Below are 24,692 nucleotides of genomic sequence, written 5' to 3' on the forward strand. Positions count from 1 at the left end.
AACTCACAGGCTAGGCGGCGAGCCATACATCCGGGCCGAAGACTTCATAGTGGATACGTTCGGCGGGGATGCCAGCTTCAAGCGCCTGGTTGCGCACTGCGTTCATGAACGGCAACGGGCCGCACAGGTAGACCTGGGCATTCTCGGTCAGTGCGCCAGTGAGGTTCATATAGCCGGACTGGGCGTTCAGGTCCTCTGGCAATTCGCCACGTTCGAACCAGGTGCTGATGGTGGCTTCTGGTAACTTGCCGATGGATTCGAGCATCTGCTCACGCAATGGCCAGGCGGTGACTTCCTGGTCGGCATGCAACACGGTGACCTTGCGGGTGGAGCCACGTGCAGCCAATATCTGCAATGCGGCTGCGCTCGGGGTACATCCAATCCCAGCGGTGGCGATCACCAATGGCGAGCCTTCGTTATCGATGACCAGGTCGCCATACGGATTTGATAGCTCGACCACGTCGCCGAGCTTCAGGTCATTGTGGATCACAGGGGAGAACTCGCCGTTCATATCCAACTTGACGGTGACGGTGCGACGATTGGTCCGCTCGATGTCGTTGCTCAAAGTGTACTGGCGAACCTGGCGGAGACCGTCGGCCATTGGCATGCGGACCGAAACGAACTGGCCAGGTTTGGCGGTGGTGGCTGGGGTTTCGTCAGCTGGCTCGAAGCTGAAGCAGACCGAATCAACGCCGGTTTTGGTACGCTCGACAAGCTTCCACGGGGTGTAGATCTCGGCGTTGGCCTGCTGTGCGTACAAGCCATTCTCGATCTTGATCAGCGCGTGGGCCATCAGCCAGTAGACCTCGGTCCAGGCATCGGCGATCTCCTGAGTCAGCGCATCGCCCAGGTCTTCGGCAATGGCGTCAAAGAGATGCTTGTAGACGATGGGGTACTGATCCTCGGTGACACCGAGGGAAGCGTGTTTGTGGGCTACGCGGGCGAGCATGGTTTCCGGGGTGGTGCCCGGGTGCTTGACCAAGTACGTTGCGAAGACTGCGATGGATCCGGCCAGTGCCTGCTGCTGGGTACCGTTCTTCTGGTTCGAGCGGGAGAAGATTCCGTCGAGCAATTCCGGGTGCGCGGCGAACAAGCGGTTGTAGAAGTTCGGGGTAATGCTTGAAATGCGCTCTGCGATGATGGGCAGCGTGGCTTCAATGACCGGGAAGGACTTGGTGGACAGCATCGGGTCTCCTTGGGAGTTGTCGATAACTTGTATTTGAAATACAAGATTTATGATCCATTTCTACGCCCAGTAGAAAAGGATTGCAAATTCACCAGCTGGAATACGTAACATCAGTGGGCGATGCTACACCCGGGTCGAAGGGGAATCAGGAAAGATTGCGCACCGTCGGGAAGGGAAGCGCCTTGATCGGCATCGCGGATGATGTCGGGCAGATGTCCTGAATGGTCACTGGATCCAGCGAAGCGTAGAAAACTTCACGAGCCTGCCGGAAGACGGCCCGCAAACGGCAGTCGCCCGAGAGCGGACAATTGGTTTGGGCGTCATGATCGGAGCAATCCACAATATCGGTGCGCTTGTCCAATTTGCGCAACAGCCCGCCGAGGGAAAAGCTCAGCGCTTGGCTGCTCAATGTCGCGCCACCGTTGCGGCCGCGAGCGACCTGCAGAATTCCCAGCGTGCGCAGTTCCAGGACGGCCTTGGCAACGTGGTTGTAGGGAACCCCGACGGAATCGGCAATCTCACGGCTGGTCAATTGCCCGGTGCCCGGCGTTGCCAAAACCATAATGGTTCGCAAGCACACGTCGGTGAAGGCACTGAGTTTCATAATTCATACTTTACGTGGGAAAAGCATTTCGGGGTCAGCATAGTCACTATGCTGACCCCGAAATCACCAAGTGAGATCTACTGCGCGTTGGCCCAGATGGCCTCGGCCGATTCGGCAGCAGGCTCATCGAAAATCCACTCGCCACCTGGCTCAGCTGGCATCGTGTATGGCTGAACGATAGCGAGGGCAGCGCCCACGCGGTGCTCGGCAACGATGTGGATGGCGTCGCGGTCGTTTTCCTGAAGTAGAACATCAGAAGCGATAGCGATGGCATCAAAGTGGGTGCCCTGCTGGTTCAAAACCTCAACCAGTTCAGCAGCCATGGCTTCGGTATCGATGTCAGCATCCGGATCTTCTGGATCATCCGTTGGTGGTACTGCGATCAGACGTAGCTCTGGCTCGCTTTCATCGTCTTTTGGTTCCAGCGCGATCGCGAAGGGAAGGAAAACGCCCTGCTCTTCGAGCTGCTCGCGAGCCACGCCTAGCGCGGTGCCCAAGACTTTATTCAGTGCGTCTTTGACGCCCTCATCCAATGATTCGAGATTCATGTCTTCCCCTTGCTAGTTAGTGACGTTCTCTCCGCGCACGATCGCCAAGACGGTATCGCGGAGGGGCTCAATGATTTCTGCGGTGCGGCCTTCACCGTTAAAACGTAGGAACGGCTCGGTGTTGGACGGGCGAAGGTTGATCCACCAGCTGCCGTCCTTTGCCGAAATGGTAGTGCCATCCATGGTCATCACATCAACAGGTTCCCCGTCAAAGTGGGCCAGAACTCGAGCGGTAGCGCCTTGTTTGTCTTCTACCTCGGAGTTGATTTCTCCGGTAGCAACGTAGGGTTCGTATTCGGCGCCGAGTTCCGACAGTGGCAGATCCTGCTCACCGAGGGCTGCCAAAACGTGCATGGCTGCCAGCATGCCGGTGTCAGCGTTGTAGAAGTCGCGGAAGTAGTAGTGCGCCGAGTGCTCGCCACCAAATACCGCGCCCTGACTTGCCATCTCAGCTTTGATGAAGGAGTGGCCCACACGGGTCATCACCGGGGTGCCACCGGACTTGGTGACAAATTCAGGCACTGCTTTGGAGGTGATCAGGTTGTGGATGATCACGGGGTTCTCTTCGCCAGCTGCCTGAACGCGAGCGATTTCGCGAACAGCAACCAAGGCGGTGATTGCCGAAGGGGACAGCGGAAGGCCGCGCTCGTCGATAACAAAGCAACGGTCCGCGTCGCCGTCGAAGGCTAGGCCCATGTCGGCGCCGTGCTCGAGCACCGCAGCCTGAAGGTCCTTGAGATTTTCTGGTTCCAGTGGGTTGGCTGGGTGATTAGGGAAGGCGCCATCCAGCTCAAAGTACAAGGGAACGATATTAAGCGGTAGTGCTGAAAGTACGGTGTCGCCAAGTACTGCAGGGGTGGTCATGCCGCCCATGCCGTTGCCTGCATCCACCACGATCTTCAGCGGGCGGATGGATGAGATATCAACCAGTTCACGCAGGTATGCCGCGTAATCAGCCAAGACGTCGCGTTCGGTGATGCTTCCCTGCGGGGTATCGCCGGAAACCGGCAGTCCCTCGTTCAGGTACTGCTGTGCCACGTCGCGGATATCAAACAGGCCCGTGGCCGAAGAGATCGGACGAGCACCAGAAGTGGACATCTTGATGCCGTTGTACTGGGCCGGGTTGTGGCTGGCGGTAAACACCACGCCAGCAGCATCAAGCTTGCCCGAAGCGAAGTACAGCTCGTCGGTGGAGATCAAGCCGAGCATGATGACATTAGCGCCACGGTAGGTAGCACCACGGGCGAACGCCTGGGCAAATTCTGCAGAGGATGGGCGCATGTCGCCACCCACCAATACGTCCTTGCCCGACAGGGACAAGACATCAACAAAGGCCGCGCCAATAGCTTCGATTGCTTCGGCGTTCAGGCTTTCGCCGACTACGCCGCGGACGTCGTAGGCCTTAAAGCTCTGATTAAGATCAATTTCTTCACTCACATCATTCAGCCTACCGGTTTGACTGATTCAAATCAGCGAGAATGGGGCGATTGTGGATGGGAAATGCCTAACACTTCCGCTAAAACGGGCTCTGGATGCTGTCCAAAACGTTGTTAGTGCACAAATCGCCACGTCTGGATCCTAATTCAGGGGAGGAAACTGAAATACTGAAGTCATGGATGGCTCAATGCAAGTGGATCTGAAAACCCTGGCTCTGCAGAAACTGCGCGCTCTGGTGCAAAACCCCGAGGCACAATTCCACGACGGCCAGTATGAAGCAATCGAAGCTTTGGTGGCCGAACGTCGTCGTGCCCTGGTTGTACAGCGCACCGGTTGGGGAAAGTCAGCGGTCTACTTCATCGCATCACTCCTTTTGCGTGAGCAGGGTTATGGGCCCACCTTGATCGTGTCTCCATTGCTGGCTCTCATGCGTGATCAGGTGGCCGCGGCCGAGCGTGCAGGGGTACGGGCCGCCGCCATCAACTCAGCCAACGTGCTCGAATGGCGCGAGATTCTTGAAAAGCTGCAACGCAACGAACTTGATGTGCTGCTGGTGTCGCCAGAACGCCTGAATAATCCATCATTCCGCGAGCAACAGCTACCAATGCTGATGCAACGACTAGGTCTGCTGGTTATTGACGAAGCCCACTGCATCTCAGACTGGGGCCATGATTTCCGTCCCGACTATCGGCGTATCCGAGACTTGATTGCCAAGTTGCCTAAGGGCCTTCCTGTTCTTGCCACTACCGCAACTGCCAACAGTCGCGTCGTAGAAGATGTGGCTGAACAACTGGCCGGCGGGACCGAGCAAGTTTTCACCTTGCGTGGCACCCTTGCGCGAGATTCACTTCGACTTGGCGTACTGAGATTGCCTTCTCCACGGATGCAATTGGCCTGGTTGCTCAGCCATATCAATGATTTTAACGGCTCAGGCATCATCTACACGCTGACCGTTTCTGCAGCCGAAGATATTGCTCGGCTGTTGCGCGAAGCTGGTCATGAAGTCGCGGCCTATACCGGGCGCACCGACCTAGAGGAACGCGAACGGCTAGAACAAGCACTAAAAAACAATGAGGTTAAGGCGCTGATCGCAACTAGCGCCCTTGGTATGGGCTTTGACAAGCCAGACCTCGGATTTGTGCTGCACATTGGCGCACCCAGCTCTCCGGTGGCCTACTACCAGCAGGTGGGTCGTGCCGGTCGTGGCAGTGTGAATGCGGATGTTCTATTGCTTCCTGGCCCAGATGACTCGGAGATCTGGGAGTACTTTGCGACCAGTTCCATGCCGGACCAAGTCCGTGCCACCCAAGTACTAGAAGCGCTAGCAGGCACCGACGGGGCGATGAGCGTGCCGGCGTTGGAAAGCGCAGTGAATCTGCGCCGTTCTCCTCTGGAGCTGTTGCTCAAGGTACTAGCAGTTGATGGCGCGGTGGAACGTGTTGCAGGCGGATGGATGCGCACCGACATGCCGTGGAGCTACGACGCGGAACGATACAAGCGTGTGGCCCAGAGCCGGGTGCACGAACAAACGCTGATGGTCACCTACGAAAATACTCGTGGGTGCCGCATGCAATTCTTGACCGAAGCCTTGGATGATCCGCGTTCGGTGCCGTGTGGACGCTGCGATAACTGTGCCGGTGTCTGGTTTGACGATCATATTCCTGAAGACTCTAAGGACAGCGCCCAAGCGGCGCTGGGCCGCGTGGGAATCCCGATTGAACCACGTAAGCTCTACCCATCGGGTTTGGACCGCTTGGGATACACGCTCAAGGGAAAAATTCCGGTTGATGAGCAGATCTCCAATGGACGGGCATTGGCTCGTCTTACCGACCTCGGGTGGGGCAATCGACTGCGTCAACTATTTGCCGACCCCACCGATAATCCCATTGATAAGCCAATGTTGGATGCCTGCATCAAGGTACTAGCCGAATGGAATTGGGAAGAACGGCCCGTTGGTGTGGTTGCCATGCCGTCAGATAAGCGGCCACAACTCATTACCTCGTTGGCTCAGAACCTTGCAGAGGTTGGCCGGTTGCGCTATCTAGGTCAGCTTGAGTACCGCGGCTCCGGCCCACAAAATGGCTCCGGAGGTAACTCGGCATTCCGCGTTGCTGCGGTGGCAGATGCCTTTGAACTTCCAGCTGCGTTGGAACAATTGGTTTCGGGTGCGCCGGGTCCGGTTTTGCTCGTGGATGATCTTGTTGATTCGCGCTGGTCGATCGCTATGGCTGGGCGGGCTTTACGAATTGCTGGCGCGCCGGGTGTCCTGCCTTTCACTTTGGGCGTAGCCGGGTAATTGCACAGTTAAAAGAAGTAGTCTGGAGGTATGGAAATTATCATCTGGCTCGTTGTCATCATCGCAGTGATTGCCTTGGGTTACTTCGGTCTGCAGGCATTACGGAAGAAAAACTCTGCGCAGGTTGCGCAAGCTATCTCCCGTGAAGTGGCTGAAGCTGCCAACGCGAAACTAGATGATTCTGCCCGCAATTCCGTCTACCGCAATCTTGCTAAAGGCGACGTGAGGGGGGCCGTGCAAAACTATCGCGCGGCTACCGGTGAATCGGTGAAAGACTGCGTCATCGCGGTTCGCAGCCTCGATAAATACCCTCAGGTTGCCCCTGCTAAGGAGCTACCATCGGACGACGCTGAAATTCAGGCCTTGAGCGACAAGCTGGAAGCTCAGGTTGAACGGGAAGACCGAGAAGCTGCTAGCGGTAATGAGCAAGAGGCCACACTAGGTTCGGACGCTGATACCTGGGTTGTACCTAGCGATTGGAGTGAACAGTTCGGTTCCGAAAACGAGCCAAGTGCGACTCACTTCAAAATGGCCTTCGAATTTGACGGCGAAAGCCGTGAATTCTCCAGCGAACAGCTTCCGCCCAATGAGTATGATCAGCTCTTCTCCATGCTCCGCGATTCAAACTTTGAAGAAGCGGCAAAGATTTTGCACGGCTACACCGGTTTGCCAGTTGATGACTTGGAGCGGATGATAGCGACCTCGCCAATGTCCGGTGCCAGTGCCAACGGCAATGTTGCTGATTTCAAATTCGAAGGACAGGGCCCAGACGGTCCCGTTCACTTTGACGCGGCGGAACTGCCTGAAGCTGACCGTGAAGCCTTATTTGAAGCCATTGCCGATACGGACCTTGATCGCATGTCAGAAATTATCGTCCGTCATACCTCGCTACCTAAGGATATTGTGCAGAACATGCTGCAGACCTTCGTGAAGCGCAATGACTGATTTAGGCACTGGCGGCCGAAGCCGTTAACCCTCAAAGGACGCCTCTGAGCATGATGCTCGGAGGCGTCCTTTTTGGTATCAAGTAATTGTTGGTGCAGGCGCGTATCGCGATGCCCTGCAGAAACAAAAAACCCCTACCTAAGTAGGGGTTTTATGGCGGACACGGGGGGATTTGAACCCCCGGTCGAGTTTTAGCCCGACCCTTCATTAGCAGTGAAGTCCATTCGGCCGCTCTGGCACGTGTCCATCCGCTGTTTCCAGCAGAATCTAGCCTACCTGAAGATAGGCGAGTGTTCCAAAACGAGAGAGCTAATGCACTTTTCGCCACAGGAATTCGTAACTTGTGGCGAGCATTTTCGCCGTTGATTCATTGTCCGTCGAACCTGCATGGCCACCGCCTTCAGGCTCGTGATACCGCACATTTTTGATGCCTAGGTCCATCATCTTGGCGGCCATGATGCGCGCCTGCGAGGGGCCGACCCGGTCATCAGAAGTTGTGGTCCAAATCAAAGTCGCTGGATAGTCATCAACCGGATGTGGTTGGTCACTGAGTCGATGCACCGGGGAGAAAGTACGTAAGAACTCCCAATCCTCGGGTTTCTCTGGATCGCCATATTCAGCGATCCATGAATGACCCGCTGCCAGCTGTGTGTAACGCTTCATATCCAAAAGCGGTACACCGCAAGAAATAGCACCAAATAGTTGCGGGTAGCCAGCAATCATGTTGCCCATCAGCAATCCGCCATTGGAGCGTCCTGTGGCCGATAGATGCTCGCGGCTGGTTACGCCACGTGCCACTAGGTCCTCTGCGATGGCCGCAAAATCTTCATAGGCACGGTGACGCTTTTCCCGAAGAGCCGCACGGTGCCACGTTGGACCGTATTCGCCGCCTCCTCGAATATTGGTCATTACGTAGATCGCACGGCGGTCGGTTTCATTCGTGCGCGAAAGCCAACCTACGCCCATAGCTGCGGCATAACCCGGAGTCATACTGTGTTGGAATCCACCGTAGCCATCCATGAGCACAGGATTTTTCCCGTCAAGAACCAAATTTTCCGGTGCTACCTGGAAATATGGAACCTTTGTCCCGTCCGCCGACGTTGCGAAGTGCTGTGTGACTTCCAGACCTGTTGCATCAAAACGATCAGGCGATCTTTTCACTACGGTGCCGTGGGAGCCCACAGTCCCACGTAACAAGGTGGTGGGAGTGATGAACCCGGTGATGGTCATCCAGTAGTCATCTACGGCGGTCTCATCTTCGTCATCAACGGCTCCAACGGAAATATTGAGCATCGGGTCCGCTAGGGGCATCAGCGTTTCATTGAAATTCTCTGTCAGGCTGATGACTCGAACCTGCGACGCAACATCTTGCAACACAGTAAGCAAAAGGTAATTCGCGGTGAAGCTCAGTCCTTCAAGGGCATTGCTCCCGTCAGGGACGAATAGCACCTTGTCGATGGTTCCGTCTTCAAGAAATGTCTCTAGCCGGGCAATGGCCAACGAACCTGCAACCAAGATCTGGCCTTGGTGCTCCCAATCGGTCTGCGGCGCGAACAGAACCCACTGGCGGTGCAAGCTCACCTGAACATCATCGGGAACCTGAATTACGTGGTGTGCGCCCTCTAGGATGAAACCGGTGCGCGAACGGTAGAAGTCGATGGCGTCGGTGGTGATCACACGCTCAAAACCGGGTGTGGAATCGAAGTAGCCGAACGCCGCAACATGGTCCTTTTTGACCTCGAAAATCACCGGGGCGTCTTCAATTTTTACGCCTCGGCCCACCCGGCGCAGGGTGCTGGCATAAGTGGAGCGGGTAGTGAATTGCTCACTGCCCGCAGAGCCAACAAGCAAGGTATCCCGGTCAATCCAGGAAGCATGAGTTTTGGCCACGGGAAAATCAAACCCGTCTTCAACAAAAGACTTGCTGCTCAAATCGAATTCTCGAATGCGTACCTGGTCGCCGCCGTCGGGGCTCAGACGCAGTAGCGCGCGCTCATAAGGTTCCGCGCCCTGGGGGCGCAGCAATGAGGAACCGGCAAAGTGCCATTCCTGTCCTTCGCTGATCGCCAAGGCGTCAAGATCCAACAAGATTTCCCACTGTGGTTCGTCGCTGAGGTAGGACTGCCAAGTGGTGCGGCGCCACAAGCCCAAGCGGTGTTCTGAAGCGCGCCAAAAGTTGTAATAGTACTCGCCACGCTTGCTCACCATGGGAATGCGGTCCTGAGCGTCGAGCACCGTTTTGATCTGCTGAACCTGCTGATCGAATGAAGTGTCATAGAGTTCAGATTCAGTTCGCGCCGTCTGCTCACGCACCCAACTCAGCGCGGTCTCGTCGTGGATTGCCTCAAGCCAAGAATATGGATCGGTACCGGTTACATCAGAAACTTGGTCAGTCATGGGCACAGTCTATGCGTTAGGGCTCGTGAGCTGCCCTAAAGGTAATAACCTATAGGGGTGAGCACCAAAATGCAGAACCCCAAGAATGAGTACACCCTGGCTGTCGTCGGGGCCGGTCCGCGCGGTACTAGTGTCGTGGAAAGGTTTGCTGACCTGTCCTCGAAGCTAGCGCCCAAAGACGGCAATCTCAAGATCGTGGTTTTGGATCCCTTCCGTCCCGGCTCAGGGCACGTCTGGAATCCGCACCAGTCCGAGAACTTCTGGATGAACACCCCAGCTTCGTTCCCTACGGTGGCTCCAGAACGTACCTCAGTCGAGCCTGGGTTGAGCTTTCAACAGTTTGTGGAACTGCACGGTGACGGACGGAAACTCACCGAAGAGCATGCCAAGAGCATCAAGAACATAGATGCCGGCACTTACCCGTCACGAGCCATCTACGGCGAGTACCTCGAACACGTTTTTGACAGCAGTTGTGCTGCCCTTCAAGCGCACGAGTCGTTCAGCGTAGAACATGTGGCAGCTGAAGTTTTGGCTGTGAGGCCAGAAGGTAGCGGATATCAGCTGGAGTTCCAAAGAACTGCTGGTAGTTCTGAAGTGCAGATGATGGCGGTTGACGCAGTTGTCCTTGCTTTGGGGCACCAAAGTGCTGACCTGAATCCATGGCAGAAGCAGCTGCAAGAAGCAGCAACTACATCCGGGGCTGTATACCTTGGTCCTAATGTTCCTGCCGATATGGACTTTGATCAATTTGCCCCCGGTCAGCCTGCGCTGATCCGCGGATTGGGGTTAAATTTCTTTGACACCATGGCAGAGCTAACGCTGGGGCGCGGTGGGCTTTTCCGTGAGGTTTCCACTGATCCAGGTCACCGGTTGGGATACGTCGCCGCGGGAAGAGAACCAGAACTAATTGTTGCTTCCAGACGTGGCACTCCGTACTGGGGTAAGCCAGTAGTTGATCAGTTCATCCCAGAAGAAATCGAGCTACGGTTCTTTGACGTGCCGGACTTGATCGGTCATCTGGCCGAGCTGAGGTCCACCAATCCGCAGGCCACTTTGGAGTTCTCCCGTCATATCTGGCCCAACCTGCATCGAGATGTGCTCTTTGCCTACTATCAACAGAGCGCCCAAAGTTGTGGAGTCCCTGAGGGTTTCTCGGCCGAAGGATTTATTGAACAAGTAGATAACATCTTGTCTGCCGAACACCGAGAAGGTAGCCAAGTATGGCTGGGAGAATTGCGGAAGTTCATTGCGCAATTCCCCGAAATTCAGTGGTTGGACGTCCCGAAGCTCGCAAAGCCTTTTGAAGAGATCGGGTTTGCCTCCAACGAGGAGTACCAGAAGGCTGTACAAGACTATCTAGTTGACAACGCACAGCACAGCGCCGGAGGACTGGAGGATCCATTGTCGTGCGCGATCATGACAATGAATGCGGGACGAATGCTGGTCAAGGAACTGATCGTCAACGGCGTAGTTGATGAGCAGTCCAGAATTGAAGAAATCCAAGCTCACTTTGAACCGTTGGTGGAGGGGCTGGCCTCCGGCCCACCGCTAGAACGCATTGAACAGTTACTAGCACTCTCACGTGCTGGGGTCGTGACCTTTGTTGGCCCGGAACCTGAATTCACCTTTGACGAAGTTTCTGGCCAATTCACCGCGTCGTCGCCGTGGGTTGATGCCGAAGTGCATACTGCCCGAACCATGTGCGAAGCGATGATGCCAAGCAACAGAGTGTTACAAAACAACACCCCCCTGATTAAACAATTGCTTAGCGATCATGTGGGACGTGTGCACACGTGGCGTAACTCAGAAGGTGAAACCCTTCCGGGGTCCGGCTTTGACGTAGTTGGCGAACCGTACCGTCTGGTCAACTCCGAAGGCCTAGCTCACCGCGGTATTTTTGTGCTGGGCCTGCAATTGTCCTCAGCTCAGTGGGGGACAGCGATTGCTGCTCAAGCAGGAGACCTGAACAATCCCGCAGCTAGAACGCTGAAAGACGCCACCAATGTGGCCAACGAAGTAGCGCGTCTGGCAGGATTCTTGGTAGGAGAAGGCTTGCCGACAGAACGAATTTAAACAGTGAGGCGGGCTGATCCTAAGATCAGCCCGCCTCACTCAATACGCGGATGGTATGGGATTTGAACCCATGAGACGGGGTTACCGCCTACTGGTTTTCAAGACCAGCTCCTTCGGCCGCTCGGACAACCATCCAACCCGAAAAAGTATACGGCATGAACCCCCGATGAAAGGAATTGAGATCCGTGAGTGAATCGATGAAGGCTTATATCTACAACGGTGGTGGCGGACCAGAGGTTATCGAACTCACCGAAAGGTCGATTCCAAAGGTAGGCGCAGGTGAGGTGCTGATCAAGGTTGAAGCATTCGGCCTGAACCGTGCCGACGTGCAACAGCGCAAGGGCGTCTACCCGCCACCTGCCGGGGCTAGTGACATCCCTGGTCTGGAGGTCTCCGGGACGATCGTGGAACTCGGAGAGGGCGTCATCGGCTGGAGCGCAGGAACGCGCGTGGCGGCTTTGTTAGCCGGTGGGGGCTACGCCCAGTACGTCAACGTGCCCGCCGAGCTGCTCATCAATATCCCAGAGAATCTTTCGAGCACCGATGCAGCGGCGCTACCCGAGGTTGCCGCAACGGTAGTTTCTAACCTCTTCATCGAGGGCGGTCTAGCTGAAGGCCAAACCTTGCTGATCCACGGCGGGGCCGGCGGCATTGGTTCCATGGCCATCCAGCTGGCCAAAGCGGCCGGCGCCCGAGTCTTTGTTACCGCATCCTCAGCAGAAAAGCTGGAGTACTGCGCACAGCTTGGAGCGGATGAGGGAATCAATTACCGCGAAGAAGATTTTGAACAGCGGGTCAAAGAACTGACCGACGGGGCAGGTGTGGACCTGATTCTTGACGTTATCGGCGCCAAGTACCTAGAGAGTAATATCAAGGCGCTCGCCGTTGGAGGCAGAGTAGTCGTGATCGGACTTCAGGGTGGTACCAAGGCTGAACTGAATCTGGGGATGATGCTGGCTAAGCGCGCACGGGTGATCGCCACGACGCTTCGCGCTCGACCGCTGGATGAAAAGACTCAGATCATTAAGCAGACCGTCGCACGGGTACTGCCGTTGGTCGAAGCGGACAAACTGTCTATCAACGTCTCCAAGACCTTCGAGTTCTCCGATCTGACCAGTGCACATGAGTATTTCGACTCGGGTGAGCACACCGGAAAAATCGTCGTTAAGGTTTAGCCGAAACTTCCTCAGGCGCGTAAAGTGACACAGTAGTCATAACGGTGTGACCGGTCTGATAAAGGGCAGTCACGCACATCACTTGCTAAGTCTTGAGGAGGATGCTCGCATTGAGTGCCCAAAATACCTTGCCCCCAGCAGGCGTTGATCTCGAAGTTGCCCAACACGAAGAAAAACGTTGGACTCCTTTGCGGATCGCCGTCTGGATCGCTATCGCACTGGTCGGTGGCATCGCCTGGTCAATCCTCGCGTTTTCGCGCGGGGAAACCATCAACGCAATCTGGTTTGTTTTTGCAGCCGTTGCTACCTATTTGATCGCTTACCGTTTTTATTCGAAATTCATCGAGCGCAAGATTACAAAGCCTGATGACTTCCGTGCGACCCCCGCGGAGACCGTAAACAACGGTCGTGACTTTGTGCCAACCGACCGCCGAGTGCTCTTTGGTCACCACTTTGCGGCTATCGCTGGTGCTGGACCACTGGTCGGCCCGATCTTGGCAGCCCAAATGGGCTACCTGCCAGGCACCATCTGGATCATTGTTGGTGTGGTGCTCGCCGGTGCGGTGCAGGACTACCTGGTGATGTTCTTCTCGATGCGTCGCGGTGGACGTTCGCTGGGTCAGATGGCCCGCGAAGAGCTTGGACTAGTTGGTGGCACGGCGGCCTTGATTGCCACCTTGACCATCATGATCATCATTACCGCCATCTTGGCGCTGGTTGTGGTTAATGCACTAGGCGAATCGGCATGGGGCGTTTACTCTGTGGGCCTGACCATCCCGATTGCCCTGTTCATGGGTATTTACCTGCGCTTCATCCGCCCGGGCAAGGTTTTGGAAATCTCCGTCATCGGCTTTGCGCTGTTGATGTTCGCAATCGTCTCCGGTCGCTGGATTGCTGAATCGCCGTGGGGTGCTGAATTCTTCCACTTGGATCGCACCACCATTGCTTGGGCCATCATCATCTACGGTATTATCGCCGCAGTGTTGCCCGTGTGGTTGCTGTTGGCTCCACGCGACTACCTCTCCACCTTCATGAAAATCGGTGTGATTGGTCTGCTGGCTCTGGCCATCATCATTGTTCGCCCTGAAATCTCCGTTCCAGCATTTTCCGAGTACGCCGGACGCGCCGACGGACCGGTGGTTAGCGGACACATCTTCCCATTCCTGTTTGTCACCATCGCCTGTGGTGCTTTGTCTGGCTTCCACGCATTGATCGCCTCGGGAACCACCCCGAAGCTCGTCGAGAAGGAGAAGCAGACCCGCTTCTTGGGCTACGGTGGCATGCTCATGGAATCCATGGTTGCCATCATGGCTCTGGTCGCTGCGATCTCGATTGACCGTGGTGTGTACTTCGCGATGAACTCGTCGGTGGCTGCCACTGGTGGGACCGTGGAAACCGCGGTAGCTTTTGTGAACTCGCTGGGGCTATCCGGCGTCAACCTGCAGCCCAATACGCTGACCGAACTGGCTACCAACGTCGGTGAAACCAACGTGGTTTCGCGTACCGGTGGCGCTCCAACCTTGGCAGTGGGCATTGCGCACATCATGCATCAGTGGTTCGGCGGCACCGCGATGATGGGCTTCTGGTATCACTTCGCAATCATGTTTGAAGCACTGTTCATCCTCACCGCAGTGGATGCTGGTACCCGTGTAGCGCGCTTCATGCTGCAGGACACCATCGGTAACTTCTTCCCTAAGTTCAAGAACACCTCATGGCGTCCCGGGGTGTGGATCTGCACGCTAATCATGGTGGCCGGCTGGGGATACATCCTTATCCTCGGCGTGACCGATCCGCTGGGCGGCATCAATACCTTCTTCCCACTGTTCGGTATCGCTAACCAGCTCCTAGCCGCCATTGCCTTGGCAGTGGTTATGGCGATCATCGCCAAGCAGAACAAATTTAAGTACCTATGGGTTGTTGCTGTTCCGTTGGTCTTCACCGTCGCAGTCACCTTCGTTGCGAGCTGGCAGAAGATCTTCTCGACCAACACCAAGGTGGGCTACTTCGCGAACCACAACGCCTACAAAGAGGCGCTGGCCAACGGCGAAACCTCGCTGGGAACGGCCAAGACTGTTGAAGCCATGGAAGCAGTGGTACGCAACACCGGAGTTCAGGGATGGCTTTCGGTATTGTTCTTGCTGCTCACTGCGATTGTGATCGTTTCTGCGGTTCTCACCACCATCAAGGCAAAGCGCAACGGCGGCGGAAACAATACCGAAGATCGCGCTGTGCCATCGAAGATGTACGCACCAGCTGGTCTGATTTCTTCACCTGCTGAGAAGGAACTGGAGAAGGCTTGGAAGCAAGTTCCGGCCGAAGCTCAAATTCAGCGCGGCGGACACTAGTCATGGCCTCGTTATTGGAGCGATTGGGACAGGCCAAAAGATTTGTTGATGGGGTTCTTGGTGCCGATAAATATCAGCACTACCTGGAGTACCACCAACGTAATCATCCTGATCAGCAACCAATGAACGAGCGCGAGTTCTGGAAGGACTACACCGACTGGCAAGAAAAAAACCCTGAAGGGCGTTGCTGCTAGGTGCACTGCGTGCCGGCCTCGATCTATCTGCATTGGCGGATGGATCGAGGCCGGTTTCGTTTTATGTCGTTTTCACAAGCTTGCTGGTGCTCCGCTCCCGGTAGGCTAGAAGCGTTGATCTTTGTTCATCTCTGGTAGAGAAGTGTCATGGCGTTCTTTTCACGACTTCGCGCGCAGCGCGCAGCCACTCGCGAACTTGGCGAGGGCGTCTGGCGTCGCGCCCACGACCGGTTCCAGCGTTCATTGGATCGGGTCTTCCAAGTGATCGAGGGAATTGCAGATGACCAGGTGTATAACCAGCTGGTGAAAGAGGCCAATGAGATGGCCGACCTGTTGCCAACGGTTCGTCAGATCTGTTCTACCGCTCAGCGAATCACGCCGAGCGACGACGAGCAGATCCCGCAAGCCACCGCAGGCGTTCACCGCAGTCTCACCAAGTCGGCCAACGATTTGGCCACCACCGCACAGGTCATTGCGATGATGAGAATGCAGGCCGAAGCCGGAGGGCAAATTGATATCAACTCGGTGCAACACCGTGCACGGTTGGTTAAGGAAGATGTCAGCCGAGCGGCCCAAATGTTCGCTAATAATGAATAATTGAGAATTACCGATCAGTTCAGCGGTGATCCTAGAATTTGGGTCGATTCGTGAACTAAGTTGGTTGCATGACCCAATCAATACCATCAAGTAAGTTCCTCGACGGAAACACCATCGATCAGCTGGGCTTCGGCGTTTGGCAGGTTGCAGACGAAGAAGCAGAAGTTGCTGTCGGCAAGGCGCTGAAAGCTGGATACCGTCACATCGACACCGCGAAGATCTACGGAAACGAAGCCGGCGTAGGCCGTGCCGTTGCCGCTAGCTCAATTGCTCGTGAAGAACTTTTCATCACCACCAAGGTCTGGAACGCAGATCAGGGATATGACAAGACCATCGCTGCAGCAGACGCATCGCTGGAACGTCTTGGCTTGGAATATGTAGACCTGTACCTGATTCACTGGTTGCAGCCCAAGCGTGGCACTTACGTGGATACTTGGAAGGCACTGATCCAGCTTCAGAAGGACGGCAAGGCCAAGTCCATTGGTGTTTGCAACTTCACCAAGGAAGCACTTGAAGAGCTGTACACCGAAACCGGTGTTCGCCCAGTGATCAACCAGGTTGAAACCCACCCATACTTCCCGCAGGCAGAACTTCGTGCCTACGAAGCAGAGCATGGCATCCTGCACCAGTCGTGGTCCCCGCTGGGCCAGGGCGGAGACCTGCTCAAGGAACCACTGCTTGCCGAGATCGCTAAAAAGCACGAAGCAACGGTGGCACAGGTAGTCATCGCTTGGCACCTGGCATTGGGTAACGTGGTGATCCCTAAGTCGGTGACTGACTCACGCATCGTGGAGAACTTCGAATCTTTGAACGTGAAGCTTGACGCTGAAGATATCGAAGCAATTGCTACCTTGGACCGAGGTGCAGAAGGTCGTATTGCAGCCGATCCAGCAACCGCTGACTTCGAGTAAAGCTCAGTCCTAAGTAACTATGCGGTCCTTGGCTTCATCTGAAGCCAAGGACCACATTTACACCATCGCTCAAACCAGCGCTCATGAGGAGAAAACACCATGCATAAGCTCATCGTTCTATATCCCGAGCCGGTAGATCGCGCCGCGTTCATCGAGTACTACGAGTCGACTCACCTGCCACTAGCTACGAAGCTTCCGGGGTTGCGTTCATGGCGTTACACAACGAATGTTTCGCCAGATGCCAAGGGAAAACCTGCCCCGTACTTCGCTGTTTTTGAGGCCGAGTTTAACGATGTAGATGACTTCCGAGCAGCTATGAGTTCTCCTGAAGGTCAGGCTGTTGCCGCAGACGTTCCCAACTACGCAACCGGTGGAACGATTACGCTCGACTACACTGTTTCTGGCGGTAGCAACGTCTGAGATTGACGTCTTTTAGAAAGCGAAAAACCCGGAATCGTGCACCGCACGATTCCGGGTTTTTCGTCACATGAGCCCCCTGCCGGATTTGAACCGGCGACCTGCTCTTTACGAGGGAGCTGCTCTACCCCTGAGCTAAGGAGGCCTGTACCTGCAAACAGGCACCACGTCACTTTATCCGAGGAATTGTCTGATCGTCAAAACGAGAATGACACGAACATGCCCAATCAGCACTGAGAATTTGCTGCTGGAACCTTCCCATCGATGAGGTAGCCATCAACGGCGTCAGTAATGCAGTCGTTGGACCGACCGTAGGCGGTGTGACCATGACCTTCGTAGGTCAACAACGTCGCATTATCTAGCTGCTTGGCCAACGACTGCGACCACTTATACGGGGTTGCCGGGTCTCCGGTGGTACCAACGACCAGAATCTCATTTGAACCCGGAGCATTCAGCTCTTCAGCATGTCCCGAGGCCTTGTGATCCCACACGTCGCATGCGATTTCACCGTAAGAAAGGTACTTGCCAAGCGTGGGGGCCACGCGCATCAGCTCGGTGGCTTCCTCGCTCATGGCATCGCTATTGGCGTTCATTGGACGGTCCAAGCAATTGATGGCGGTAAAAGCGTCTGAAGAATTTGACGAGTAAGTTCCGTCGATTTGGCGGTCAGCAGCTATATCGGCGAAGCCCAGAATGCTATCAACGTTGCCGTCATTAACAGCCGAAGCCATCGCCTCGGTCAGGTATGGCCAATTTGAATTGTCATAGAGCGGCAAGATGAAACCGTTAACAAAGTCGATGATTGGAACGGTGCGGCCATCGCTGGAGACCATAGGCTGGTTTTCCACCTGAGCGAAGAACTGCTGTAGTTGAACCTTCGCCTCGGCGACGCTTCCACTGAACGGGCAATCCTCCGACTCAACACACTGGGCAAGCCATGCGTCGATCTCGTTTTCAAATCCAACAGCTTGTGCCTTGGTCAGATCAGATGCCTGGCTGGTTGGGTCCATGGCGCCGTCGAGCACAAAGCGTCCAACCTTCTTAGGGAAGAGATCCGCATAGGTTGAGCCCAAGAACGTCCCGTAGGAGAACCCTAGGTAGTCCAGCTGCTTATCACCCAGTGCTGCTCGGATGACGTCCATGTCTTTAGCCGCCGAAACGGTGTCAACATGTCCCAAGAGATCGCCGGTGTTGGCCGTGCAGTCCGCCGCGTAGTCATCGGTTTCTTCGATGATTTGGGTTTGATCCTCGGGCAACCAAGCACGCAAGTTCTCTTGGCGGCCCTGATCAATTTCGGCATCGGTTTGGCAGGTCACCGGGGAGCTCTTACCCACACCACGTGGATCAAATCCGATGATGTTGTAAGCGGCCTGCAGATCCTCACTGAACATGGACTGGACCGAAGATTCGACCATGTCCAAGCCTGAGCCACCAGGGCCACCTGGGTTAATCAGCAAATTCGCCGAGGCGTTTTCTGCGGCGCGACGGTTCAACGAAAGCTCGATGCTCTTGCCCGAGGGGTCGGAGTAATCCAGCGGAACTTTGAGCGTTGCACATTCAAGTACATCTCCGCAGTCTTTCCAGTCGAGCTTCTGGGAGTAGTAGGTTTCCAGCCCCTTGGGGGCCGCTGCGCTACTTGCGCTCGGTGCTGCGTTGGTTTCATCGGCTTCTGGAGCGGATGATCCGGCTGAGCAGCTGGTTAGACCGATCAGGGCGAGAACGGACCCCACGGCTGCTAACTGCATTTTGAGCGAGCGTACAGGCACTTTAAGTGTCTCCTTGAGTGGGGTTAGCGGCGGCCCGGCTGCGGTAGCAACCGGGTCATCAAGGCTTCAAGTGCCATGAGTTGATTAACGTTGGCAGCCAGACGGCTACGCGTCTGATTGATCGCGTCGAGCTGTGCCAATGATTTCTCGGTGTTTTGTCCGCGAGCGTAGTTTTCAAGTTTTTCGCGAAGATGTTCGTTAATCAGCTCAATACCGGTGCCAAGCTGAATGCTCAAGACGTCACGGAAAAACGTAGTTAAGTCGGTCAACGTTCGGTCCAGCGCATCAAAACTGGCACGTCGAGCAAAGCGCTTAGCGTCCTCTTCCAAGGACTTAAACTGGCTACGCAACCCTGGGGGAATGGTCTCTTCAGGACCAATTCCGTTGGCGTGACGAAGCTGTTCAGTTTTGCGTTGCAGATCGGTGCCGGTGATATTTTCGGCACGCTCGGTGGCAAGCTTGGAGATTTCCGCGGCAGCGGCCATTGCCTGAGGCAGGGTGGTGGTGCGCAACGGTAGGGTGACTACCTTTTCGCGCTGGATGCGGGCCTGCTCGTCCCGAGCCAACAACCGGGCAACACCAATATGCGACTGCGAAACCCTGGCGGCAAACATGGCTTGTTGCTCATCGAGCCCATCGCGGCGCACCAAAAGGTCCGCCACATCTTGGGTTGAAGGAACGGAAAGGTTTACCGCACGGCAACGCGACCTGATGGTCACCAGTACGTCAGCCGGGGACGGAGCGCAGAGGATCCAGATCATCCGTGCTGGAGGCTCTTCGATGGCCTTAAGCAGGACGTTGGTGCTTCGTTCAGACATACGATCGGCATCTTCGATGATGATGATTCGCCAGCGTCCGGTGCTAGTGCTTTCCTGCGCCCGGGTGATCAGGTGACGGACATCGGCGATCTGGTACTCGAACTTGTCCGTAGAAATAAAGGACACGTCCGGGTGTCCCGAAGACTGCACTAGTTTGCAGCTTTCGCACTCACCACAACCAGCAGGGCTGTTCGTGCACTGCAGCGCAGCGGCAAAGGCGCGAGCGGCGGTGGTACGGCCTGACCCGGGAGGGCCAGTGACTAGCCAAGCGTGGGTGGGATTACCTCGGTCAACTTCGGCGGTAAGGGTCTGAATAACCCGCTGCTGCCCGGCGAGATCTGCAAATACCGGCCGACTCACAACAGGCTCGCTAAGTACGTGGTGATAGCAAGGTGCAGCTCTTCGACGGTACCGGTGGCATCTAGTACCAGGTAACGATCTGGTTCGCGAGCAGCCAAGTCCAAGAAGGCGTTGCGGATGCGTTCGTGGAAGTCGTCGGGCTCAGCTTCCAGACGGTCCGCGGCCTCCACACCACCACCGGCAGCGACCCGTCGAGCACGACCGTCAGCGGCAGAAATATCCAAAATGATCGTCACATCGGGCTTAAGCCCGTTGGTAGCAAAGTCATTAATCTGGGCCACGGCCTCAAAGCCAAGAGCTCGGCCCATTCCCTGATAAGCCAAGGAAGAATCAACAAAACGGTCGCAAATAACGTGGCTGCCGGCAGTTAGCGCCGGGGTGATCAGCTGTTGTACGTGGGCGGCACGGGCCGCCGAATAAATCAGTGCCTCGGTGCGAGAATCGATCTCACCGTGGCCATGTTCGAGTACCAAAGAGCGCAGTGACTCGCTAATTTGGGTTCCACCTGGCTCACGGGTGGTGATGACCTTTGACCCTCGGGCTTCAAGCCATTGCTGGGCCATGGCCACCTGCGTGGACTTGCCCGCTCCGTCGCCACCTTCAAATACGATGAACAGCCCAGGGGTCGGCGCGCTCGATTTGTTACTCACCCCTCTAGCCTATCCAAGGTCAAGCCAATCATTGACATGCGCCCACATGCTGTGGACGGTAAATCTCGAAATGTAATGAAACCGATCCGTGGACGTGCCCGTGCTGAGCGTAAAGTTTTTCTCATGAACTTCAGCAGCACGCCATCAGCATCCCGCCCAGCGTGGGACCCAAAGACCCTCATCGTTGCAGGTGGCCGACCGGCTCACGCCGTTGACGCCCCGGTGAATTACCCGGTGACTTTCACCTCCACGTATCACTCCCAGGGTCTGGCGGCTGCTGACGAACGTGTTTACGCACGATTCTCCAACCCGAGCTGGGATCCCTTTGAAGAAGTATTGGGTCAGCTGGAAGCTGCCGCGCGACCGGCTCTGGTTTTCTCTTCGGGTATGGCCGCGATCGCTGCCGCCTTGAACTTGGTTCCAGCCGGGGGAGTGCTGGTTATGCCAAAGCACTCCTATAACGGTTCGCTGGCGTTAACCTCCGAGCTGGAGGCCGCTGGTCGTTTGATCGTCCGCCCGGTAGACATCGCCGATACCGACGAGGTCATCGCCGCGCTGGAAGGCGCGCACGTGCTCTGGGTTGAATCGCCGACCAACCCTATGCTTGAAGTTGCAGACCTCCCGGTACTTCTTGCAGAAACCAAGGCGCGTGGAATCTTGTCTATCGTGGACAATACTTTTGCCACCCCACTGTTGCAGCAGCCGTTGACCCAAGGGGCCGATGTAGTAGTCCACTCGGTGACCAAGTACCTCTCGGGCCACTCCGATGTCATCATGGGTGCGGTAGTCACCAGTGATGAAAAGCTGCACAACACCGTGCACGGTTACCGAACCCTGCACGGGTCTATCGCTTCACCGATGGATACCTTCTTAGCCTTGCGTGGTGTGCGCACCATGGCGGTGCGTCTGGATCGTTCACAGAGTAACAGCCAGATCCTTGCCGAACGTTTGAGCGAACACCCCAACGTTCAAGCCGTGCGTTACCCCGGACTTAAACAAGACCCGGGGCACCAACGCGCAGCAAAACTTATGAGTGGCTTTGGTGCGGTCATCGCCTTCCAAGTCGGTGGCAGCGCTGACGGCGCCGACAAGGTCATCGGTGCATTTAAGCTGATCACCGGCGCAACATCGCTGGGCGGGGTGGAGACCCTGGCTGAACGTCGGGCCCGGCACGCCTCAGAACCGGTGAGTGTTCCAGAAAACCTGATCCGACTTTCGGTGGGTATCGAAGATGTTGAGGACCTCTGGGCTGATCTTTCGCAGGCGCTGGAACAGCTCTGAGGTGTGGCAGTGCCCAAAATCGACAAAGGCCAAAGGTAGAGTGAAGGTATGTCAATGATGTTTGTCGCTCAAAGCATTGAGCAGTACCTGATGTTGGCCCTGAGCGTAGTTATTTTAGTCCTTGCGCTGTGGGCGCTCATCGATTGCCTACGCCAAGGTACACAGCGCTTTGCCCAAGAAGGCAAACGAACCAAGGGCTTCTGGACCGGGCTGACCATCGCCAGCGTCGTAGTTTCCTTGCTTGGCGTTTTCAGCGCTGGCGGAATCGGTTTCCTTCAGCTCATCGGTGCCTGCATTGCGTGTGTTTACCTTGCCGATGTAAAGCCTGCCGTGAGTGGCAAAGGCGGCGGCTGGTACAACTACTAGAGCCAGCTGAGTAACCAAAGATTTTTGAAGACCCGTACCCCGTCAAAACGGTGGTGCGGGTCTTCTCAATTATTGAGTAGTCCTTAACCTTGGCGCATCCGGGTACCAGTATTGGCTAGGATAGATTGTATGAGTCACACTTTGATCTTGCTTCGCCACGGGCAGAGCGAATGGAACGAAAAGAATCTATTCACCGGTTGGTACGACGTATCACTGACCGAACAGGGCCGCGCTGAAGCTTCGCGCGGTGGCGAACTACTTGCAGAAGCAGGGTACAAGCCAGAGGTACTGCATACCTCGTTGCTCACCCGCGCAATTGTCACCGCTAACCTTGCGTTGGAAGCTGCTGGCCGTTCCTGGATTCCAGTGAACCGCGACTGGCGCCTGAACGAGCGTCACTACGGTGCGCTGCAGGGTAAGGACAAGGCTCAGACCTTGGCAGAATACGGTGAAGAGCAGTTCATGGAATGGCGTCGTAGCTACGACACCCCACCACCAGTACTTGATGATTCCTCGGAATTCAGCCAGATCAACGATGAGCGTTATGCCGATCTGGGCGATAACGCTCCGCGGACCGAATGCCTCAAGGATGTTCTTGACCGCATGCTTCCTTACTGGGAAGAAAACATCAAGGCTGATCTGAGCGCTGGCAAGACCGTTATGGTCACCGCACACGGCAACTCGCTGCGCGCGCTGGTTAAGCACTTGGACGGCATTAGCGATGCGGATATCGCTGGGCTGAACATCCCAACCGGTATCCCATTGGTTTATGAGTTGGACGACAACTTCAAGCCGGTCACCGCTGGCGGAACCTACCTCGATCCTGCAGCAGCAGCTGACGCCATCAAGGCAGTCGCGAACCAGGGTCGCAAGTAAAACGCACTTTTCGGCGGCACCGAGACTCAAGGGCTTAGGCTTTTGAACTTCGGTGCCGCCGTTCTGACTTTAAGTCGGCAAGAGGTGCGGAACAACGGCTGTGAGCGAAACAACTGCACACGATTGTATTTTTGGCATTAGTATGCTGTAATCTCCTATTTCGAATAGGCTCAATGGCTCACGTTAGGAATGCAATTCGTGGCAACTGATTACGATGAAGTCCGCCCAGACGTTGCTGAGGCACGTAAGGCTTCTCTGGATGCGGTTAAGTCCGCAAACGCACCGGACGCAAAGTCCGTGGTGCGCGAGCTCGACGAAGCCGATCACACTGATGGAATGGATCTGCCAGGTGCAGATTTGTCCAACGAGGAATTGACGGTCACCGTCATTCCACAGAAAGAGGACGAGTTCATTTGTGGCTCGTGCTTCTTAATTCGCCACCGCTCCCAGCTGGTACGCGAAGAAGGCAACGTAGGTTTCTGCGTAGAGTGCGAAGGCTAAAAGCCGCTCTACGCTGGCGCTAATAATGCGCTGGAATGCTAAAGGCAGCCCACCAATTGGTGGGCTGCCTTCGCTTTTAAGCAAATACGCTGTTTAGGCGTCGGACGGATCCCATTCGCCGGTCACCAGGTAGGTGACCTTGCGGGCCACGGAGACACCATGATCGCCGAAGCGCTCTAGATAGCGGCTGGTCAACGAAACATCCACGGTGGTTGGTGCGGTGGCGTCCCAATCATCGGCAGCAATCTGCGTGAAGACGCTGGAGTGCAAACGGTCCACCTCATGGTTCAGCTCAATAATCTTGGCCGCAATGGCCAAATCACGAGTATCAAGAAGCGTGGCAACTTCCTTGGCGATCTGAATATCAATCGCAGCCATCTGAGCAAAGGTTGCAGAAATCTTCTCTGGGATGGCTGGCTGTGGGAAGCGCAAGCGGGCTAGCTGAGCCAAGTGGCGTGCGAGGTCACCCATGCGCTCAAGCGAAGCGCTCATTCGCAGCGAGCCGACGATCATGCGTAGATCGCTGGCTACCGGTCCCTGAAGTGCGAGGGTATCGATGGCACGTTCATCTAGTTGGTTCTGGAGGAAATCAATTTTCGCGTCAGCCGCGATGACTTCCTGGGCTAGATCCACATCGGCATTGGCCAACGAATCCCATGCGTGATCCATAGCGGTAGCGACCTGATTGGCCATCTCAATGAGTTCTTCGCCGATTTGTTGTAGATCTGCCTGAAAAACCTTGCGCATAGCAGTTCCTTTCGAGTGTCGGTCCCATGCCAACCGGTGGCCTGCATGCACGGGCCAACCGCCCCAAAACAGATTTATGGCATGGTGGAGGGTCTTACTCCACCCTGTCAGCGGGTGATTAACGAATATGCCACTAAACGTGAACGTTTGGTGAACAGCGCGCCGATTTGGCCAAAATTGCGTCATTTAGGCGGGAAGGAAC

The 24,692-nt window shown here is 55.7% G+C and carries 22 protein-coding genes and 3 tRNA genes; 13 read left to right on the forward strand and 12 right to left on the reverse strand.

The features are described 5' to 3' along the window. Positions 1-10: 10 nt before the first annotated feature. From ACT3RW_RS02495 to ACT3RW_RS02510, 4 genes are all read right to left on the reverse strand, one after another. Positions 11-1,186: a globin domain-containing protein gene (locus ACT3RW_RS02495; protein WP_444612714.1), complete on the reverse strand. Its 1,176-nt coding sequence runs from the start codon at positions 1,184-1,186 to the stop codon at positions 11-13. A 145-nt stretch (positions 1,187-1,331) separates the two neighbouring features. Then, positions 1,332-1,790, reverse strand: coding sequence for an RrF2 family transcriptional regulator (locus tag ACT3RW_RS02500; RefSeq protein WP_262198459.1), 459 nt, complete (start codon positions 1,788-1,790; stop codon positions 1,332-1,334). A gap of 77 nt (positions 1,791-1,867) precedes the next feature. Next, positions 1,868-2,338 (reverse strand): hypothetical protein, encoded by a 471-nt coding sequence (locus ACT3RW_RS02505; protein ID WP_131090411.1) that lies wholly within the window; start codon positions 2,336-2,338, stop codon positions 1,868-1,870. A 12-nt stretch (positions 2,339-2,350) separates the two neighbouring features. Then, on the reverse strand, positions 2,351-3,775 hold the full coding sequence (locus ACT3RW_RS02510; RefSeq protein WP_444612715.1) for a phosphomannomutase/phosphoglucomutase: 1,425 nt from the start codon (positions 3,773-3,775) through the stop codon (positions 2,351-2,353). 175 nt (positions 3,776-3,950) lie between these two features. Here ACT3RW_RS02510 and ACT3RW_RS02515 point away from each other — a divergent pair, with 175 nt between their 5' ends. Then, positions 3,951-6,071: a RecQ family ATP-dependent DNA helicase gene (locus ACT3RW_RS02515; protein WP_444612716.1), complete on the forward strand. Its 2,121-nt coding sequence runs from the start codon at positions 3,951-3,953 to the stop codon at positions 6,069-6,071. Between the two features lie 30 nt (positions 6,072-6,101). Then, complete coding sequence (locus tag ACT3RW_RS02520) at positions 6,102-7,016, forward strand: hypothetical protein (protein ID WP_444612717.1); 915 nt, start codon at positions 6,102-6,104, stop codon at positions 7,014-7,016. A 154-nt stretch (positions 7,017-7,170) separates the two neighbouring features. Here the strand turns inward: ACT3RW_RS02520 and ACT3RW_RS02525 are convergent. Then, a tRNA-Ser gene (locus ACT3RW_RS02525) sits at positions 7,171-7,262 on the reverse strand. 63 nt (positions 7,263-7,325) lie between these two features. After that, a complete protein-coding gene (locus tag ACT3RW_RS02530; protein WP_444612718.1) occupies positions 7,326-9,413 on the reverse strand; it encodes a prolyl oligopeptidase family serine peptidase in 2,088 nt (695 codons plus the stop codon). Positions 9,414-9,470: 57 nt separating this feature from the next. Here ACT3RW_RS02530 and ACT3RW_RS02535 point away from each other — a divergent pair, with 57 nt between their 5' ends. After that, positions 9,471-11,486 carry an FAD/NAD(P)-binding protein gene (locus tag ACT3RW_RS02535; protein ID WP_444612719.1) on the forward strand — a complete coding sequence of 672 codons (2,016 nt, stop codon included), beginning with the start codon at positions 9,471-9,473 and terminating at the stop codon, positions 11,484-11,486. Between the two features lie 47 nt (positions 11,487-11,533). Here the strand turns inward: ACT3RW_RS02535 and ACT3RW_RS02540 are convergent. Next, positions 11,534-11,621: transfer RNA gene (locus tag ACT3RW_RS02540), tRNA-Ser, on the reverse strand. 62 nt (positions 11,622-11,683) lie between these two features. On the opposite strand from ACT3RW_RS02540, the gene ACT3RW_RS02545 reads away from it, so the two are divergent. The 6 genes from ACT3RW_RS02545 (at position 11,684) to ACT3RW_RS02570 (ending at position 17,128) form a co-directional block, all read left to right on the forward strand. After that, positions 11,684-12,661: an NAD(P)H-quinone oxidoreductase gene (locus ACT3RW_RS02545; RefSeq protein ID WP_444614604.1), complete on the forward strand. Its 978-nt coding sequence runs from the start codon at positions 11,684-11,686 to the stop codon at positions 12,659-12,661. Between the two features lie 101 nt (positions 12,662-12,762). Further along, positions 12,763-15,006, forward strand: coding sequence for a carbon starvation CstA family protein (locus ACT3RW_RS02550; protein WP_444612720.1), 2,244 nt, complete (start codon positions 12,763-12,765; stop codon positions 15,004-15,006). A 2-nt stretch (positions 15,007-15,008) separates the two neighbouring features. Beyond that, the gene (locus tag ACT3RW_RS02555; RefSeq protein WP_444612721.1) at positions 15,009-15,200 is read left to right on the forward strand and encodes a YbdD/YjiX family protein; all 192 of its coding nucleotides are present in this window, start codon (positions 15,009-15,011) and stop codon (positions 15,198-15,200) included. Positions 15,201-15,347: 147 nt separating this feature from the next. Then, entirely contained in the window at positions 15,348-15,797 is a 450-nt protein-coding gene (locus tag ACT3RW_RS02560) for a hypothetical protein (RefSeq protein ID WP_131090403.1), read from the forward strand. A 68-nt stretch (positions 15,798-15,865) separates the two neighbouring features. Further along, the gene (locus ACT3RW_RS02565; RefSeq protein WP_444612722.1) at positions 15,866-16,708 is read left to right on the forward strand and encodes an aldo/keto reductase; all 843 of its coding nucleotides are present in this window, start codon (positions 15,866-15,868) and stop codon (positions 16,706-16,708) included. A 99-nt stretch (positions 16,709-16,807) separates the two neighbouring features. Further along, complete coding sequence (locus ACT3RW_RS02570) at positions 16,808-17,128, forward strand: EthD family reductase (RefSeq protein WP_444612723.1); 321 nt, start codon at positions 16,808-16,810, stop codon at positions 17,126-17,128. A gap of 70 nt (positions 17,129-17,198) precedes the next feature. On the opposite strand, the gene ACT3RW_RS02575 is transcribed toward ACT3RW_RS02570, so the two are convergent. The 4 genes from ACT3RW_RS02575 to tmk all read right to left on the reverse strand — a co-directional run bounded on the left by ACT3RW_RS02575 (position 17,199) and on the right by tmk (position 20,719). Continuing rightward, positions 17,199-17,270 (reverse strand) — tRNA-Thr (locus ACT3RW_RS02575). 82 nt (positions 17,271-17,352) lie between these two features. Beyond that, complete coding sequence (locus ACT3RW_RS02580) at positions 17,353-18,891, reverse strand: alpha/beta hydrolase (protein ID WP_444612724.1); 1,539 nt, start codon at positions 18,889-18,891, stop codon at positions 17,353-17,355. Positions 18,892-18,914: 23 nt separating this feature from the next. Next, positions 18,915-20,069: a DNA polymerase III subunit delta' gene (locus tag ACT3RW_RS02585; RefSeq protein ID WP_262198445.1), complete on the reverse strand. Its 1,155-nt coding sequence runs from the start codon at positions 20,067-20,069 to the stop codon at positions 18,915-18,917. After that, positions 20,066-20,719, reverse strand: a complete 654-nt coding sequence (gene tmk, locus ACT3RW_RS02590) for a dTMP kinase (protein ID WP_131090399.1) — start codon at positions 20,717-20,719, stop codon at positions 20,066-20,068. The genes ACT3RW_RS02585 and tmk overlap by 4 nt, the downstream gene beginning before the upstream one ends. A 123-nt stretch (positions 20,720-20,842) precedes the next feature. On the opposite strand from tmk, the gene ACT3RW_RS02595 reads away from it, so the two are divergent. The 4 genes from ACT3RW_RS02595 to ACT3RW_RS02610 all read left to right on the forward strand — a co-directional run bounded on the left by ACT3RW_RS02595 (position 20,843) and on the right by ACT3RW_RS02610 (position 23,743). After that, positions 20,843-22,000 carry a trans-sulfuration enzyme family protein gene (locus tag ACT3RW_RS02595; RefSeq protein ID WP_444612725.1) on the forward strand — a complete coding sequence of 386 codons (1,158 nt, stop codon included), beginning with the start codon at positions 20,843-20,845 and terminating at the stop codon, positions 21,998-22,000. 54 nt (positions 22,001-22,054) lie between these two features. Then, entirely contained in the window at positions 22,055-22,366 is a 312-nt protein-coding gene (locus ACT3RW_RS02600) for a DUF2516 family protein (RefSeq protein ID WP_444612726.1), read from the forward strand. 129 nt (positions 22,367-22,495) lie between these two features. Next, entirely contained in the window at positions 22,496-23,242 is a 747-nt protein-coding gene (locus ACT3RW_RS02605) for a phosphoglyceromutase (protein WP_131090396.1), read from the forward strand. A 198-nt stretch (positions 23,243-23,440) separates the two neighbouring features. Continuing rightward, complete coding sequence (locus tag ACT3RW_RS02610; protein ID WP_131090395.1) at positions 23,441-23,743, forward strand: DUF4193 domain-containing protein; 303 nt, start codon at positions 23,441-23,443, stop codon at positions 23,741-23,743. A gap of 93 nt (positions 23,744-23,836) precedes the next feature. Here the strand turns inward: ACT3RW_RS02610 and phoU are convergent, their stop codons facing one another. After that, on the reverse strand, positions 23,837-24,490 hold the full coding sequence (gene phoU, locus ACT3RW_RS02615; protein ID WP_131090394.1) for a phosphate signaling complex protein PhoU: 654 nt from the start codon (positions 24,488-24,490) through the stop codon (positions 23,837-23,839). Positions 24,491-24,692 lie beyond the last annotated feature (202 nt).

Origin of the sequence: Glutamicibacter sp. AOP5-A2-18 (assembly GCF_052446055.1) — a bacterium.
GTDB lineage: Bacteria > Actinomycetota > Actinomycetes > Actinomycetales > Micrococcaceae > Glutamicibacter.

Excerpts from the sequence above, each read along its gene's own strand:
- ACT3RW_RS02495 (WP_444612714.1), bottom strand. The coding sequence starts at position 1,186 with ATGCTGTCCACCAAGTCCTTCCCGGTCATTGAAGCCACGCTGCCCATC.
- ACT3RW_RS02500 (WP_262198459.1), bottom strand. The coding sequence starts at position 1,790 with ATGAAACTCAGTGCCTTCACCGACGTGTGCTTGCGAACCATTATGGTT.
- ACT3RW_RS02505 (WP_131090411.1), bottom strand. The coding sequence starts at position 2,338 with ATGAATCTCGAATCATTGGATGAGGGCGTCAAAGACGCACTGAATAAA.
- ACT3RW_RS02515 (WP_444612716.1), top strand. The coding sequence starts at position 3,951 with ATGGATGGCTCAATGCAAGTGGATCTGAAAACCCTGGCTCTGCAGAAA.
- ACT3RW_RS02520 (WP_444612717.1), top strand. The coding sequence starts at position 6,102 with ATGGAAATTATCATCTGGCTCGTTGTCATCATCGCAGTGATTGCCTTG.
- ACT3RW_RS02530 (WP_444612718.1), bottom strand. The coding sequence starts at position 9,413 with ATGACTGACCAAGTTTCTGATGTAACCGGTACCGATCCATATTCTTGG.
- ACT3RW_RS02545 (WP_444614604.1), top strand. The coding sequence starts at position 11,684 with ATGAAGGCTTATATCTACAACGGTGGTGGCGGACCAGAGGTTATCGAA.
- ACT3RW_RS02550 (WP_444612720.1), top strand. The coding sequence starts at position 12,763 with ATGCTCGCATTGAGTGCCCAAAATACCTTGCCCCCAGCAGGCGTTGAT.
- ACT3RW_RS02555 (WP_444612721.1), top strand. The coding sequence starts at position 15,009 with ATGGCCTCGTTATTGGAGCGATTGGGACAGGCCAAAAGATTTGTTGAT.
- ACT3RW_RS02560 (WP_131090403.1), top strand. The coding sequence starts at position 15,348 with ATGGCGTTCTTTTCACGACTTCGCGCGCAGCGCGCAGCCACTCGCGAA.
- ACT3RW_RS02565 (WP_444612722.1), top strand. The coding sequence starts at position 15,866 with ATGACCCAATCAATACCATCAAGTAAGTTCCTCGACGGAAACACCATC.
- ACT3RW_RS02570 (WP_444612723.1), top strand. The coding sequence starts at position 16,808 with ATGCATAAGCTCATCGTTCTATATCCCGAGCCGGTAGATCGCGCCGCG.
- ACT3RW_RS02595 (WP_444612725.1), top strand. The coding sequence starts at position 20,843 with ATGAACTTCAGCAGCACGCCATCAGCATCCCGCCCAGCGTGGGACCCA.
- ACT3RW_RS02600 (WP_444612726.1), top strand. The coding sequence starts at position 22,055 with ATGATGTTTGTCGCTCAAAGCATTGAGCAGTACCTGATGTTGGCCCTG.
- ACT3RW_RS02605 (WP_131090396.1), top strand. The coding sequence starts at position 22,496 with ATGAGTCACACTTTGATCTTGCTTCGCCACGGGCAGAGCGAATGGAAC.
- phoU (WP_131090394.1), bottom strand. The coding sequence starts at position 24,490 with ATGCGCAAGGTTTTTCAGGCAGATCTACAACAAATCGGCGAAGAACTC.